The organism is Noviherbaspirillum pedocola, from assembly GCF_016632335.1.
Classification (GTDB): domain Bacteria; phylum Pseudomonadota; class Gammaproteobacteria; order Burkholderiales; family Burkholderiaceae_D; genus Noviherbaspirillum_A; species Noviherbaspirillum_A pedocola.
In genome coordinates, this window is sequence record NZ_JAEPBG010000016.1 from 104,740 (window position 1) to 117,338 (window position 12,599).

Consider the following 12,599-nt stretch of genomic DNA (forward strand, 5'->3'; position numbering starts at 1 on the left):
GCACCCCCATCATCTGTGCCAGACGGGGTGCATAAGGAAAGGGACGAGAAGCGGAACGGGCCGGTGCTCACCTGATGCGCAGGTGCAGCGCATGAAGCGGGCAAGCGATGCCAACCGGTGTGCTGTTTCGGTTAAGGTAGCGTCTTTTTCTTCAGGTCTTCAGGAGACGCACATGGAAAGACGCAGGTTGCGCGTCGGGCAGGCGATCACGCCCGACGAATTCGATGAACTCAGCGATGAACAGCTGGCGCGCCTGGTGCCGGCGAAATACCGCGATGACTTTCCGGGCAAGGATGCCTGCGCCGACGGCTTCTTCTATCTGCACGACGGCACCGCATGGAGCTTCTACAAGGGCGGCTTCCTCGACGACTGAGGCAGCCCTGCTGCAACCGGCCTTGAGCAGCGCTGCATCATGGAAGATTCAGCAGCAGGAGCTCGCGGCCGCGCCGCCTTCGCGTGCATCGAAAGGCAGTCCACCGCCGCAGCCGGTGAACAGGCCGTAATGACGCTCGAAATTGCCGATGAAGTCGAAGTAAGGCGCGAAGCGGGTGTCATGCAGCATGCGCCAGGTGTTGCCGCACACCGGGAACACGCGCCCGGCTTCGATGTCGTGATGCTTGTCGAGCGCAAAGCGTTGCGGCGTGCCCGGCATGCCGCCGCGGTATACCACCGCCTGGCCGTAGTCTTCGCAATCGCTCTCCAGGCCATCGAGCTTGAACAATCGATATGTCGCCGAGAAGAAGCGCAGGTTGCCGATGCGCTCGGCCAGCTCCGCATCGGTAATCGCCAGCGGCCGATCCTCCACCAGGCGCGGATCGGCATAGCCGTTCTGCCGCGCCAGCCGCAGGAAATCATTCCAGTACAGCGCGCCGCCCAGGCATTCGCCGATGAGCACCGGGTCGTCGCGCACCGCTTGCGGCACGCGCCGGTCCGCATACACATCCGAGAAATAGAACTCGCCGCCTTCGCGCAGCAGACGATGCGCGCCGCGCAGCACCGCATCCTTGCGCGGAGACAGATTCAGCACGCAGTTGGAGACGATCACATCGAAGCTGCCGGGCTCGAGATCGAGCCGGTCGAGTTCTTCGATATACCCATGCAGGAAGCGCACATTGTCGAAGCCGAAGGCGTCGCGGTGATGGGCCTGGTGCTGTCGCGCGACGGCGAGCTGCGCTTCGGTCATGTCCACGCCGACCACTTCGCCCGTTGGTCCGACCAGTTGCGACAGCAGGTAGACATCGCGCCCGGTGCCGCAGCCCAGATCGAGCACGCGCCGGCCTTCCAGCAGCGGCGGGCAGACCAGGCCGCAGCCGTAATAGCGCGCGGTGATTTCCGGATGCACCCGTGCCAGCAGCGGCTTGAGCCAGTTCGGCACCTGCGACGCATCGCAGCAGGCGCTGGTTTTCAGATCGGCGCTGCTCTGCAGCTGGCGGCCGTAATAGTCTTGAACGATGTCGTGCATGTTGGCTCCGGTGGAGGGAGAGGGCTCGGGAGGGATGCGGCCGTGCTTGCCACCGCGTCCTTGCTGCATCCATGGCGCTCTGGCGCGGCGCGGCGATTATAGCCTCTGGCGCAGGTGCATTCATGGTCATGGCATCGCATGGTTTCTTGCGCAAACCGGACGAGAAAATGCGCCAGATCCGCATAATCGCAGAACGTGAAACGATGCTTGCGGCCGCGCCGACGTTGCGCCGGCTCGGGTTTGCACATGCGCGCGGGGAATGGGCGCTCGGACGATTGCCTGAACCGGCGGTGGTATCGGTATGGTGGCGTTAAGTCGCCAGCGCACCGCGTCGCTACGGTTCATGAATCGCGACCATGCAATGCCTCTCATTCGTCGCACATGCCCGTCGCGCAAGCGCGCCTTCGCTTGCCAGTGGCTTTCGCCGCCTCCATACCACGCTTCGAAAAACCGACATGGCTGAATCCGATCTACCCGAATCCCGAAGCGCTGCCGCATCCGGACAGCAAGCGGGTGCGCATGCCGAGCAAGGGCGCAACGCCGACGACAACGCGCCGAAAAAGCCTTCCCCGCTCAAGCGTCGCGGCGTGCGCATCGCGCTGCTTGCCGTTGCCCTCGTTGCGATCGCCGGCGGCATCTTCTGGCTAATCCATCATGAGACCGTGGGCAAGTACATCCAGGGCACCGATGACGCGTATATCGATGCCGACATGGTCACCGTCGCGCCCAAGGTCGGCGGCTATGTCGAAGCGGTGCTGGTGTCGAGCAATCAGGAGGTAAAGGCCGGGCAGCCGCTGGTGAAGATCGATCCGCGCGACTACCAGGCACAGGTGGCGCAGTTCCAGGCGCAGATTGATATCGCCAAGGCCAATGCCGATGCGCTGAGGGCTGGCATCGGTGAGCAGCAGTCAGCGATCAATGAAGCCCGCGCGCGACTGGCCGCGGCGCAAGCCAACGCCGCCTATGCATTGGCCGAGGAAAAGCGCTATGCGCCGCTAGCCCGGATCGGCGCCGAGACCAATGAGACCCTGTCCGCCAAGCGCAACCAGGCCAAGCAGGCCGGCGACCAGGCGGCGATGGCGCGGGCCGCGCTGGCCAGCGCCGAAAAGCGCATTGCGTCGCTGCATGCGCAGATCCGCCAGGCCGAAGCCCAGGGCGAAACCGCGAGCGCGCAATTGGCCGCGGCAAAAGTGAGCCTGGAATCGGCGGTGGTGACATCGAGCATTGCCGGGCGCATCGGCGATCTCACAGTGCGCGTCGGCCAGTTCGTGCAACCGGGCACGCGCATGATGTCGGTGGTGCCGGTGGACCGCCTCTACCTCACCGCGAACTTCAAGGAAACCCAGATCGGCCTGATGCGCACCGGCCAGCCGGCCGAGATCAAGATCGATGCGCTGTCCGGCATCAAGCTGCGCGGACGTGTCGAAAGCATCGCTCCCGGCACCGGCGCGCAATTCTCGCTGTTGCCGCCGCAGAACGCGACCGGCAACTTCACGAAGATCGTGCAACGCGTGCCGGTGCGCATCGCCATCGAAGCCAGTCCCGAGATCAGGCGCGTGCTGGTGCCGGGGCTGTCGGCAACGGTGAAGGTCAACACCATCAATGCCAAGAATGAAAAGGCGCGCATGGAAGACAGCCAGCAGCAGCGAAATGGAGACGGCCTGTGAGCGCGGCGTCAGCGTCGCAGTCGCGCGCACAGGAAGTGCCGGGTGACGAGCAGCGCGCCGATGCCGCGGCCTGGCTCGCGGTTGCGGCCGGCACCCTTGGCGCGCTGATGGCCACGCTCGATATCTCCATCGTCAATTCCTCGCTGCCGACGATACAGGGCGAGATCGGCGCCAGCGGCACCGAAGGCACCTGGATTGCCACCGGCTACCTGGTGGCCGAGATCATCATCATTCCCTTGTCCGGCTGGCTTGAACGCATGCTGGGCCTGCGCACCTTCCTGTTGACCGTGGCTGCGCTGTTCACCGGCTTTTCGGTGATGTGCGGCTTGTCGACGTCGCTGCTGATGATGGTGATCGGCCGCGTCGGCCAGGGCATCGCCGGCGGTGCCATGATCCCTACCGCGCAAACCATCATCGCCACGCGCCTGCCGCGCAGCCAGCAGCCGATCGGCACCGCGATGTTCGGCGCCACCGCCATCCTCGGGCCCGTGATCGGTCCGGTCGTCGGCGGCTGGCTGACCGAGAACCTGAGCTGGCATTACGCCTTCTTCCTGAATGTGCCGATCTGCGCGGCGCTGGTGGCGCTGCTGCTGATCGGGCTGCAGCATCAGAAGGCGGATCTCGACATGGTCTTCAAGGCGGACTGGCTCGGCATCGTCGGCCTGGCGGCCTTTCTCGGCGGACTGACTGTGGTGCTGGAAGAAGGCGAGCGCGAGCAATGGTTTTCCTCAAGCTTCATCGTCTGGCTCACGGTGCTGGCCGCGGCCGGCTTCGTGACCATGCTGATCGGCCAGTTCACCGCCGAGCGGCCGGTGATCCGGCTGAAGATCCTGCTCGATCGCCAGTTCGGTAGCGTGGTGGTGATGGGCACGGTGGTCGGCATGGTGATCTATGGCACCGCCTATACGATCCCACAGTTCCTTGCCGCGATTGCCGATTACAACGCGCTGCAGGCAGGCCAAATCGTAATGCTGTCCGGCATACCGGCCTTGATGGTCATGCCGCTGGTGCCGCTGCTGATCAAGCATGTGGACATACGACTCGCGGTCGGCTTCGGCCTGGCGCTGCTGGCCGCAAGCGCCTACATGGAAACCGATCTGACTTCACAATCGACCGGCTCGGCCTTTGTCGTATCGCAGCTCATGCGCGGCATCGGCACCATTTTCGCGATGCTGTTCCTGAACCAGGCGGCGATACAGTCGGTGCCGCGCGAACAGGCCAGCGACGCCGCGGGCCTGTTCAACGCGGCGCGCAATCTCGGCGGCTCGCTGGCGCTGGCCGGCATCGCGGTGCTGCAGAACCAGCGCCTGTGGCTGCACAGTCGCCGCATTGAAGAGACCCTGAACGCCAACAGCGAGAGCGTGCAGCAATTCCTCGCAGCGCAGGCCCGGGCCATGGGTGGGGTGAGTGCCGCCCTGCGCGGCATCGAAGGCGGCATACAGGTGCAGGCGCTGACGATGACCTACATCGACCTGTTCTGGATCCTGTCGGTCGGCATCGCTGCCGTGATTCCGCTGGTGCTGTTCCTGCGGCCACTGGCCAAGGGCGCGCCGCTGGCGGCGCATTGAGAGCGGGGATGACCATGCGCATGCGAATCGTCTTCTCCGCCTGGCTGACCACGCTTCTGGCCGCCTGCAGCGCGGTCGGCCCCGATTACCATGGCGCGCCGGCGACATCGACGCCGGCAGCCTTCACGCGCGCCTTTGATGAGAGCCCCGCCGCGCCGCTGGCCACATGGTGGGCCGCGCTTGGCGATCATGAACTCGACACGCTGGTAGCACGCGCGCTGCAATCGAGTCCGACACTGCCAAGCGTGCGCGCACGCCTGCTGCGCGCTCGCGCTGCCTTGCAGGCCACGCGCGCCAACGCCGCGCCCAATGTCAGCGCCTCGGCGCTGTATGCGCATGCGCGGCTGCCATCGCTGCCGCTGGGCGGAGGTAACAGCGGGGGCGGTTCGTCGCCGTCATCGCTGAACCTGTACAACCTCGGCTTTGATGCGAGCTGGGAAATCGATCTCTTCGGTGGCCAGCGCCGCGCGGCCGAGTCGGCGCAGGCGGCGCTGGGCGCGGCCGAGGCGCAGCTCGCGGATGCGCAGGTGAGCTTGTCGGCAGAAGTCGCGCAAGCCTATGTGAACCTGCGCGCGACGCAGGCGCGGCTGGCGCTGGCGGCGGCGGCGATCCAGCGCCAGACGCGCGTGCTGCAATTGACCGAGCAGCGTGAAGCCGGCGGCACCGCTTCAAAGCTCGATGTGGCGCGGCTACGCAATCAGCTCGAGGCTACGCGCGCCGATGTCGCGCCATTGGAAGCGCAACGCGACGCCTACAGCGATGCGCTGGCCTTCCTGGTTGGCGCAATGCCGGGCACGCTCGATGCCGAGTTGGCGCAAGTCACGCCGCTGCCTCTGCCGCCGGCGCAGGTGGCGGTCGGCGATCCGGCCGCGTTGCTGCAACGGCGCCCGGACATACGCGCGGCCGAGCGCGTTCTGGCCGCGCGCAGCGCCGCGATCGGCCAGGCTGAGGCCTCGCGCTTTCCGCGGCTATCGTTTCTGGGATTGATCGGCATAGGCGGCACCACGCCCGGTTCGCTGTCGCAGCTCGATGATTTCACCGTCATCGCCGCGCCGCAGCTGCGCTGGAGTTTTCTCGATTTCGGCCGCGGCGCGGCGCGTGTAAAAAGCGCCGAAGCCGATCGCGACGAAGCGGAAGCGCAATACCGCGTGGCGGTGCTCGGGGCCTTGCGTGATGCCGAGGATGCGCTTTCGCGTTATTCGAAACGGCGCGTGGCCGTGGCTACCGCCGCGCGCGCCAAGGGCGCGGCCGACGAAGCGGCAATGCTGATGCGGGCACGACTGCGCGCTGGTACTGCCAACCTGATCGAGATGCTCGATGCTGAACGACAGCAGATTGCCGCCGAGCAGAATCTGTTGGCGGCTGAGGCGGGGCTGACCGGTGATTTTGTGTCCCTGCAGAAAGCCTTGGGTTTGGGGTGGTCGCAGGAGGCCGGGCCGCGCTCCTAGTCCGGCTGGCAGGATAGGTAGCGAAGACCGGCGATGATGGCGGCGCAGCCCACGCGGGTGGATGCGACGCGGACAGACACCATTCCTCAGGGGCGCAACGTGAGGTACTGCGTGGGCTGCGCCCACCCTACAGGGACGCCTTCCCGATAAACCCGCGCGACGCCGCATCCGCACGAAATACCAGCGGCTGCGGCGCTGCTGCGGCCGGCTGGGTGGCATGGAAGATGATCTCGTCAACCTTGCCGCGCTGCGGCGACTTCGCGCATACCGGGTCGGTGGCCGCGGCGTCGCCCGCGATCAGGTAAGCCTGGCAGCGGCAGCCGCCGAAGTCCCGGCCCTTCTCCGGGCAACTGCGGCAAGGCTCAGCCATCCATGAGTCGCCGCGGTAGCGCTGAAATGCCGGACTCGCATTCCAGATCCAATCGATGGCAGCATCGCGCACGTTCGGCAGTTCCAACCCTGGCAGATTGCGCGCGTTGTGGCAGGGCATGGCCAGACCATCCGGCGCCACCGCGAGAAACACTGCGCCCCAGCCATTCATGCAGGCCTTGGGTCGATCCTCATAGTAGTCCGGCACCACGAACAGCAGGCGGCAGCGATCGCCGATCTTCTCGCGATAGTCCTGCACCACGGCTTCGGCCTGTCGCAGCTGCTCGCGCGTGGGCATCAGCTGGTCACGGTTCTGCCAGGCCCAGCCGTAATACTGGGTATTGGCCAGCTCCAGGTATTCCGCCTCCAGCTCCAGCGCCATGTCGATGATGCGGCCCACGTGCGGCAGGTTGTGCCGGTGCAGCACGCAGTTCATCACCATCGGATAGTCATGCGCCTTGATCATTGCCGCGATGCGCCGCTTCAGCTCGAAGGTCTTGGCGCTGCCGAGGAAGTCGTTCAGCTCGCGCGTCGAGTCCTGGAAGGATAGTTGGATATGGTCCAGCCCTGCATCCTTCAGCGCGCGGATGCGGCGCTCGGTCATGCCCACGCCCGAGGTCAAGAGGTTGGTGTAGAAGCCGAGGCGATGCGCTTCGGCCACCAGTTCCTCGAGGTCCTCGCGCGCCAGCGGCTCGCCGCCGGAAAAGCCGATCTGCACCGCGCCCATCGCGCGCGCCTGGCGCATCACGTCGACCCAGCTTGCGGTGTCGAGCTCGCGCTCCACCTTTGCATAGTCGAGCGGGTTGTAGCAGAACGGGCAGTGCAGCGGGCAGCGGTAGGTCAGTTCGGCCAGCAGCCAGAACGGCGGATTCGGCGTGGCGCTCATGCCAGCCATCCCTGCGCCTGCGCATGCGCGAGAAAGCCGAGCACATCGCCGCGCAGGCCGCTGGCATTGAAGTCGTGCTCCAGGCTGGCGACGATCGCATCCACATTGCGCGCGCCATCGCAGCGCTTCAGGATCTCGGCGGCCGGGCGGTTCAGCCGCACCATGCCTTCCGGATACAGCAGCACGAAGGATTGCTGCGCCTCTTCCCATTGCAGTCGGAAGCGGCGGTTCAGATGTGGCGCCGCGGGCAGCGCGGTATCGGCAGGCGTGCTCATTCCGGGTAAGCCCTTTCGATCGCATCCAGCATGGTCCACAGGATGTCGAGCTTGAATTGCAGGATGTCTAGCGCGCGCTGCTGCATCGCGCGGGTAGTGAAGTGGTCCAGCGTCACTGCCAGGCCGTGGTCGACATCGCGCTGCGCCAGCGGGATGCGGCTGCGGAAGTAATCGAGGCCAGCGGCATCTATCCACGGATAGCATTCCGGCCAGCTGGCCAGGCGGTCCTTGTGGATCTGCGGCGCGAACATCTCGGTCAGCGAAGAACATACGGCCTCCTGCCACGGCGCGCGCCGCGCGAAGTTCAGATACGCATCGCAGGCAAAGCGCACGCCGGGCGCGACATGACGCAGCGACCACAATTCCTCGCGCGCGATGCCCACCGCTTCGCCGAGCCGGGTCCAGGCTTCGATGCCGCCGGCGGCGCTGCCGCTGTAATCGTCGTGGCCGTCGTGGTCCAGGATGCGCGCGATCCACAGCCGGCGCGTTTCCCGGTCGTCGCAGTTGGACAGGATCGCCGCATCCTTCATCGGGATGATCGACTGGTAATAGAAACGGTTCGCAACCCAGCCGCGAATTTGCGCCGGCGAACACTTGCCGCCGTTCATGCGCACATTGAAAGGATGATGGATGTGATAGGCGCGACCCTTGTCGCGCAGCTGCGCTTCGAACTGCTCGCGGCTCCAGGGCGCCGCCGTGGTGTCCATGCTCACAGGAGTATCTCCATGCCGTCGTGCGCGACCTCGATGCCGTGCGCGTGCAGCAGCGCGCGCTCGTCGCCGTCCTCGCGCAGGATCGGGTTGCTGTTGTTGATGTGGATGAGGATCTTGCGCGCGGCCGGCATGCGGTCGAGGACTTCGATCATGCCGCCCGGTCCGGACTGCGGCAGATGGCCCATCTCGGCTGCGGTCTTTTTCGACAGGCCGAGCGCGATCATTTCATCTTCGCGCCAGAAAGTACCGTCAATGAGCAGCACGTCCGCCTCGCGCATGGCCGACTCGACTTCGGCGCTGAGTTCGCCCAGGCCCGGCGCATAGAAGGCCTGGCGGCCGCTGGCGCGGTCCAGGATGCGCAGGCCGATGTTGTCGCCGGGATGCGGATCCTGGCGGTGCGGCGAATACGGCGGCGCCTTGGATGACAGCGTGATCGGCAGCAGTTCCACGTCGCTCAGATGCGGCAGTGTGAACGCCGTGCCGGGATCGATGAGATGCCGATCGGTGCCGCAATAGTGTTCGAGCGCACCGAGCACCGTGAGGCCGCGCGACAGGTCTTCGATCACCTGCGCCGTCGCATACAGTGGCAGCGGCGAGTTGCGTTCACGCAGCATCAGCAGGCCGGTGACATGATCGATCTGCGCATCCATCAGCAGCACGCTGGCGATGCCGGTGTCACGAATGGCCCGCGCAGGCTGTAGCCCGGGCAGTGCGCGTATCTGCGCCAGGATGTCGGGCGAGGCATTTACCAGCGCCCAGTCCTGTTCATTCTGTGTGAGTGCGATCGATGATTGGGTGCGGGCCTGCGCGCGGATCGTGCCGCGGCGCAAGCCGTCGCAATTGGCGCAGTTGCAGTTCCACTGCGGAAAGCCGCCGCCGGCGGCGGAACCGAGAACGCGGATTTTCATGGGATGTGGGCAGCGAGGGCAACCGGCAGGCATGCCCGCCGGTTGCGTTCGTCATCAGCGGTTGGCGATGTACATCGTGATTTCAAAGCCCCAGCGCATGTCGATAGCTTGCGGTGTTTCCCAAGTCATGCTGTTCTCCTCAGAACGTTGGATGGAATGTCCGCGTTGAATGACACGGACGAGACCATTCTGCCCATCGGAGCGCGCCGGGCGCAGCCGGGAAATCATGAAAGCCCTCTCATGATTTTCATGATTTTTGTAGCGGTTTCCCGCGGGCGACGCCGGCCTGCGCTTACAATCGCCGCATGGACAAGGAGACAGGCAGCGACGCGACGCTTCCCTTCGAAGAAGCGCGCCTCGATAGCGGAGACGGGCATCGTCTCTGGCATGCAGAACGCGGTAGCCGCAATGGCACCGCGCTGTTCTGGCTGCATGGCGGGCCCGGCAGCGGCGCGAGCCTGCGCCATGCCGCGCTGATCGACCCCGGAAGCTTCCGGCTGGTGCTGATGGACCAGCGCGGCTGCGGCCGCAGCGAACCGGCTGGCGCCATTCACCACAATTCCCTGTCATTGCTGATCGATGACATCGAGCGCCTGCGCCGGCATCTCGGCATCGCTCGCATGCTGCTCGGCGGCGGCTCCTGGGGCGCGACGCTGGCCATTTGCTATGCGGCGCGTTATCCCGAGGCGGTGGCGGGCCTGGTGCTGCGCGCGCCCTTCCTCGCCGAGCGTGACGAGATCTCCCAATTGTTTCAACCGCTCGGTGAAGACGATTCGAGCTGGCAGGCTTTCGCCGCGCTGGCGCCGCCGGGCGTCGACTTGCTCGCCTACGCGGCCGACCAACTTGAACGCAATACGAGCGAGGCAAGGGCACTGGCACGCGCCTGGCACCGCCACGCCTGCCTGCGCGAAACCGGCCACGAACCGGGGCAGGAAATGCACGATGATGCGGCATTGCTCGCGCGCTACCGGGTGCAGTCGCATTACCTGCGCCACGGCTGCTTTCTCGACGAGGGCGCCGTGCTCGACATGGCCAGCCGGCTGAGCATGCCCGCGGCAATCATCCACGGCGGCGCGGACCGCATCTGTGCGCCGGACAATGCCCGTCGCCTCGCCGCGCGCATGCCGCGCGCTGCGCTATCCATCATCGATGCCGCCGGGCATGACCCGTTTCATCCGGGCATGGTCGACGCACTGCAGGTGGCGCTGCGCAGCGTCGCGCAACGCGCCTATGCCCTTCGATCGGAGGAAATCGATGCCTGAGCTTGAACACAAGCCACGGCGCCGCGCGCTGGGCCTGCCCGCAAAAATCAACCTGGTGCTCGGCTTGCTGACGCTGGCTTCGCTGGCGCTGTTCCTGCTGCAGGACATCGGCAGCACCAGGAACAGCATCCGCGAGGAAATGCAGGGCTCGAACCGCGTTGCCACACAGCTGCTTTCACGCGTAGCCGAGGCGCAGGGCCGCGCCGGGCCGGCGGCGCTGGTGCGCTTTCTGCAGGAGACCGGCCGCATCCGCGCCAATGAAGTGATGCTGTATGGCGCGCACGGCGAGCTGCTGTACAACTCGCCGCCTTCGTCCTACAAGGCCGGCCGCGATGCGCCGGACTGGTATGCGGCCCTGGTCGCGCCCAAGCTGGTGGCGACCGTGATCCGCCTGCCGGCCGCGACGCTGGTGGTCGCGCCGAATCCAAGCCGCGCGGTGCTCGATGCCTGGGACGATGTCAGCAGTTTTGTTTTAAGGCAGTCGGCGCTGCTGGCCCTGGCCTATCTGCTGGTATTCTGGCTGCTGCGGCGCTGGCTCGCGCCATTTGCGCAGTTGCGGCGCGCGTTGCTCGATATCGGCGCCGGCAAGCATGAAGTGCGTCTGCCGCCCTTGCCGGGTCGCGAGCCGGCTGAGCTCGGCCGCGCGTTCAACCGCATGGCCGACGCATTGCAGCAAGGCATGCGCTCACGCCAGGAAGCGGCCGATGCGCGCGCCCGTCTCGCTGCACAGCGCGAATTCAACGCGGCGTTGCGCCAGCGGGTCGAAGCGGAACGGCGCGCAATCGCCCGCGAACTGCATGATGAATTCGGCCAGTCGTTGACCGCGATTCGCAGCATCGCTGCGGCGCTGTTGCAGAGCCCGGAGATACGCGGCAAGTCCGGCGAAGCGGCGGTGCGGCTGCTGTTCGATACCGCCGGCGGCACCTTCGACGCGATGCACCGCCTGATCCCGCGCCTGCGTCCGGCGGCGCTGGACGACACCGGCCTGGCCGATGCGGCGCGCGACCTGGCCGCAAGCTTCGGCGTGGCGCATGCGGGCTTGCGCGTCGAGTGCGACATCGCAGCGCTGCCCGAACTGGAACCAGAAATCGAGACCGCCGCGTATCGCATCCTGCAGGAAGCCTTGACCAATGTGGCGCGCCACGCAGGCGCGCGCAACGTACGTCTGTCTCTGGCGTTGGATGGCGACACGCTGCACATATCGGTGGCCGACGATGGCCGTGGCCTGGGCGTCGATGATGAAGCCACGGCTAGCTATGGCCTGCGCGGCATGCGCGAGCGCGCCGAGGAGTTGGGCGGCACGCTGCAGCTGCTGAGCGCCGCGCAAGGCGGACTGGAAGTCGCGGCTCGTCTACCCTTGCAGAAGGTGACGGCATGAACGCCGTGACGCCGCAGGCAACGATACGGGTAATGCTGGTGGACGACCACATGGTGGTGCGCATCGGCTTTCGCATGCTGCTCGAAGCGACGACGGACATTTGCGTGGTGGCCGAAGCCGAAGATGCCGACAGCGCCTGGCGCGAATACCAGGCCAGCCGGCCCGATGTGGTGCTGATGGATATCGGCCTTGCCGGCGCCAACGGCGTAGAAGCCACGCGCCGCATCCTGGCGCGCGAGGATGGCGCACGGGTGCTGGCCTTGTCGTCGCATGAAGACCCGAGCTATGTGCGCGCGATGATGCGGGCTGGCGCGCTTGGCTATGTATCCAAGCGCAGCGCGCCCGAGGAATTGCTCGCGGCGATCCGCCAGGCCGCGCAAGGGCGACGCTATCTCGACGCGCATGTGAGCCGCCGCATGGCGATGCACGAGTTCGAGGCGCAAAGCCCGGTGGAAGCGCTGTCCGAGCGCGAATTCGCGGTTTTCGTCGAACTTGCGCGCGGCATGACGGTGAACCAGATTGCGCAGGCGATGAACATTTCGCCGCGCACCGCGGGCACGCATCTGTACAACATCAAGCAGAAGCTGTGCGCCAGCAATGGTGCCGAGCTGACGCTGATTGCAATACGACACGGCATCATCGAGCCCTGACGGCGGCTTTGCA

14 protein-coding genes are annotated in these 12,599 nt (G+C 66.0%); 8 read left to right on the top strand and 6 right to left on the bottom strand.

All coding sequences use genetic code 11. The features are described 5' to 3' along the window. Positions 1 to 172: 172 nt before the first annotated feature. Positions 173 to 373, top strand: coding sequence for a hypothetical protein (locus JJB74_RS25740; RefSeq protein ID WP_200596912.1), 201 nt, complete (start codon positions 173 to 175; stop codon positions 371 to 373). Between the two features lie 48 nt (positions 374 to 421). Here the strand turns inward: JJB74_RS25740 and JJB74_RS25745 are convergent, their stop codons facing one another. After that, positions 422 to 1,462, bottom strand: a complete 1,041-nt coding sequence (locus JJB74_RS25745) for a methyltransferase domain-containing protein (RefSeq protein WP_200596914.1) — start codon at positions 1,460 to 1,462, stop codon at positions 422 to 424. A 71-nt stretch (positions 1,463 to 1,533) separates the two neighbouring features. Here JJB74_RS25745 and JJB74_RS25750 point away from each other — a divergent pair, with 71 nt between their 5' ends. From JJB74_RS25750 to JJB74_RS25765, 4 genes are all read left to right on the top strand, one after another. Further along, on the top strand, positions 1,534 to 1,776 hold the full coding sequence (locus JJB74_RS25750) for a hypothetical protein (protein WP_200596916.1): 243 nt from the start codon (positions 1,534 to 1,536) through the stop codon (positions 1,774 to 1,776). Positions 1,777 to 1,917: 141 nt separating this feature from the next. Next, positions 1,918 to 3,129, top strand: coding sequence for an HlyD family secretion protein (locus JJB74_RS25755; RefSeq protein WP_200596918.1), 1,212 nt, complete (start codon positions 1,918 to 1,920; stop codon positions 3,127 to 3,129). 35 nt (positions 3,130 to 3,164) lie between these two features. Next, positions 3,165 to 4,697, top strand: a complete 1,533-nt coding sequence (locus JJB74_RS25760) for an MDR family MFS transporter (RefSeq protein WP_407672426.1) — start codon at positions 3,165 to 3,167, stop codon at positions 4,695 to 4,697. A 14-nt stretch (positions 4,698 to 4,711) separates the two neighbouring features. Next, the gene (locus JJB74_RS25765; RefSeq protein ID WP_325170178.1) at positions 4,712 to 6,145 is read left to right on the top strand and encodes an efflux transporter outer membrane subunit; all 1,434 of its coding nucleotides are present in this window, start codon (positions 4,712 to 4,714) and stop codon (positions 6,143 to 6,145) included. A 127-nt stretch (positions 6,146 to 6,272) separates the two neighbouring features. On the opposite strand, the gene pqqE is transcribed toward JJB74_RS25765, so the two are convergent. Genes pqqE through pqqA form a run of 5 tightly spaced genes read right to left on the bottom strand, consistent with a single transcriptional unit; the run spans position 6,273 to position 9,524 of the window. Further along, entirely contained in the window at positions 6,273 to 7,409 is a 1,137-nt protein-coding gene (gene pqqE / locus JJB74_RS25770; RefSeq protein WP_407672424.1) for a pyrroloquinoline quinone biosynthesis protein PqqE, read from the bottom strand. Then, positions 7,397 to 7,675 carry a pyrroloquinoline quinone biosynthesis peptide chaperone PqqD gene (pqqD, locus tag JJB74_RS25775; RefSeq protein ID WP_200596920.1) on the bottom strand — a complete coding sequence of 93 codons (279 nt, stop codon included), beginning with the start codon at positions 7,673 to 7,675 and terminating at the stop codon, positions 7,397 to 7,399. Before pqqD ends, pqqE begins: the two co-directional genes overlap by 13 nt. After that, positions 7,672 to 8,382, bottom strand: a complete 711-nt coding sequence (gene pqqC / locus JJB74_RS25780; protein ID WP_200596977.1) for a pyrroloquinoline-quinone synthase PqqC — start codon at positions 8,380 to 8,382, stop codon at positions 7,672 to 7,674. Before pqqC ends, pqqD begins: the two co-directional genes overlap by 4 nt. 2 nt (positions 8,383 to 8,384) lie before the next feature. Further along, positions 8,385 to 9,296, bottom strand: a complete 912-nt coding sequence (gene pqqB / locus JJB74_RS25785) for a pyrroloquinoline quinone biosynthesis protein PqqB (protein WP_200596921.1) — start codon at positions 9,294 to 9,296, stop codon at positions 8,385 to 8,387. Positions 9,297 to 9,350: 54 nt separating this feature from the next. After that, positions 9,351 to 9,524 carry a pyrroloquinoline quinone precursor peptide PqqA gene (pqqA, locus tag JJB74_RS33480; protein ID WP_234484855.1) on the bottom strand — a complete coding sequence of 58 codons (174 nt, stop codon included), beginning with the start codon at positions 9,522 to 9,524 and terminating at the stop codon, positions 9,351 to 9,353. Between the two features lie 77 nt (positions 9,525 to 9,601). Between pqqA and JJB74_RS25795 the strand changes: the two genes are divergently transcribed. From JJB74_RS25795 to JJB74_RS25805, 3 genes are read left to right on the top strand one after another with little or no spacing between them, the layout of a single operon-like run. After that, positions 9,602 to 10,558, top strand: a complete 957-nt coding sequence (locus JJB74_RS25795; protein ID WP_200596923.1) for an alpha/beta fold hydrolase — start codon at positions 9,602 to 9,604, stop codon at positions 10,556 to 10,558. Next, on the top strand, positions 10,551 to 11,936 hold the full coding sequence (locus JJB74_RS25800) for a sensor histidine kinase (RefSeq protein ID WP_200596925.1): 1,386 nt from the start codon (positions 10,551 to 10,553) through the stop codon (positions 11,934 to 11,936). Before JJB74_RS25795 ends, JJB74_RS25800 begins: the two co-directional genes overlap by 8 nt. After that, complete coding sequence (locus tag JJB74_RS25805; protein WP_234484856.1) at positions 11,933 to 12,586, top strand: response regulator; 654 nt, start codon at positions 11,933 to 11,935, stop codon at positions 12,584 to 12,586. Before JJB74_RS25800 ends, JJB74_RS25805 begins: the two co-directional genes overlap by 4 nt. Positions 12,587 to 12,599 lie beyond the last annotated feature (13 nt).

Coding starts and splice junctions, on each gene's coding strand:
- JJB74_RS25740 (WP_200596912.1), top strand. CDS start 173: ATGGAAAGACGCAGGTTGCGCGTCGGGCAGGCGATCACGCCCGACGAA.
- JJB74_RS25745 (WP_200596914.1), bottom strand. CDS start 1,462: ATGCACGACATCGTTCAAGACTATTACGGCCGCCAGCTGCAGAGCAGC.
- JJB74_RS25750 (WP_200596916.1), top strand. CDS start 1,534: ATGGCGCTCTGGCGCGGCGCGGCGATTATAGCCTCTGGCGCAGGTGCA.
- JJB74_RS25755 (WP_200596918.1), top strand. CDS start 1,918: ATGGCTGAATCCGATCTACCCGAATCCCGAAGCGCTGCCGCATCCGGA.
- JJB74_RS25765 (WP_325170178.1), top strand. CDS start 4,712: ATGCGCATGCGAATCGTCTTCTCCGCCTGGCTGACCACGCTTCTGGCC.
- pqqE (WP_407672424.1), bottom strand. CDS start 7,409: ATGGCTGGCATGAGCGCCACGCCGAATCCGCCGTTCTGGCTGCTGGCC.
- pqqD (WP_200596920.1), bottom strand. CDS start 7,675: ATGAGCACGCCTGCCGATACCGCGCTGCCCGCGGCGCCACATCTGAAC.
- pqqC (WP_200596977.1), bottom strand. CDS start 8,382: ATGGACACCACGGCGGCGCCCTGGAGCCGCGAGCAGTTCGAAGCGCAG.
- pqqB (WP_200596921.1), bottom strand. CDS start 9,296: ATGAAAATCCGCGTTCTCGGTTCCGCCGCCGGCGGCGGCTTTCCGCAG.
- pqqA (WP_234484855.1), bottom strand. CDS start 9,524: ATGATTTCCCGGCTGCGCCCGGCGCGCTCCGATGGGCAGAATGGTCTC.
- JJB74_RS25795 (WP_200596923.1), top strand. CDS start 9,602: ATGGACAAGGAGACAGGCAGCGACGCGACGCTTCCCTTCGAAGAAGCG.
- JJB74_RS25800 (WP_200596925.1), top strand. CDS start 10,551: ATGCCTGAGCTTGAACACAAGCCACGGCGCCGCGCGCTGGGCCTGCCC.
- JJB74_RS25805 (WP_234484856.1), top strand. CDS start 11,933: ATGAACGCCGTGACGCCGCAGGCAACGATACGGGTAATGCTGGTGGAC.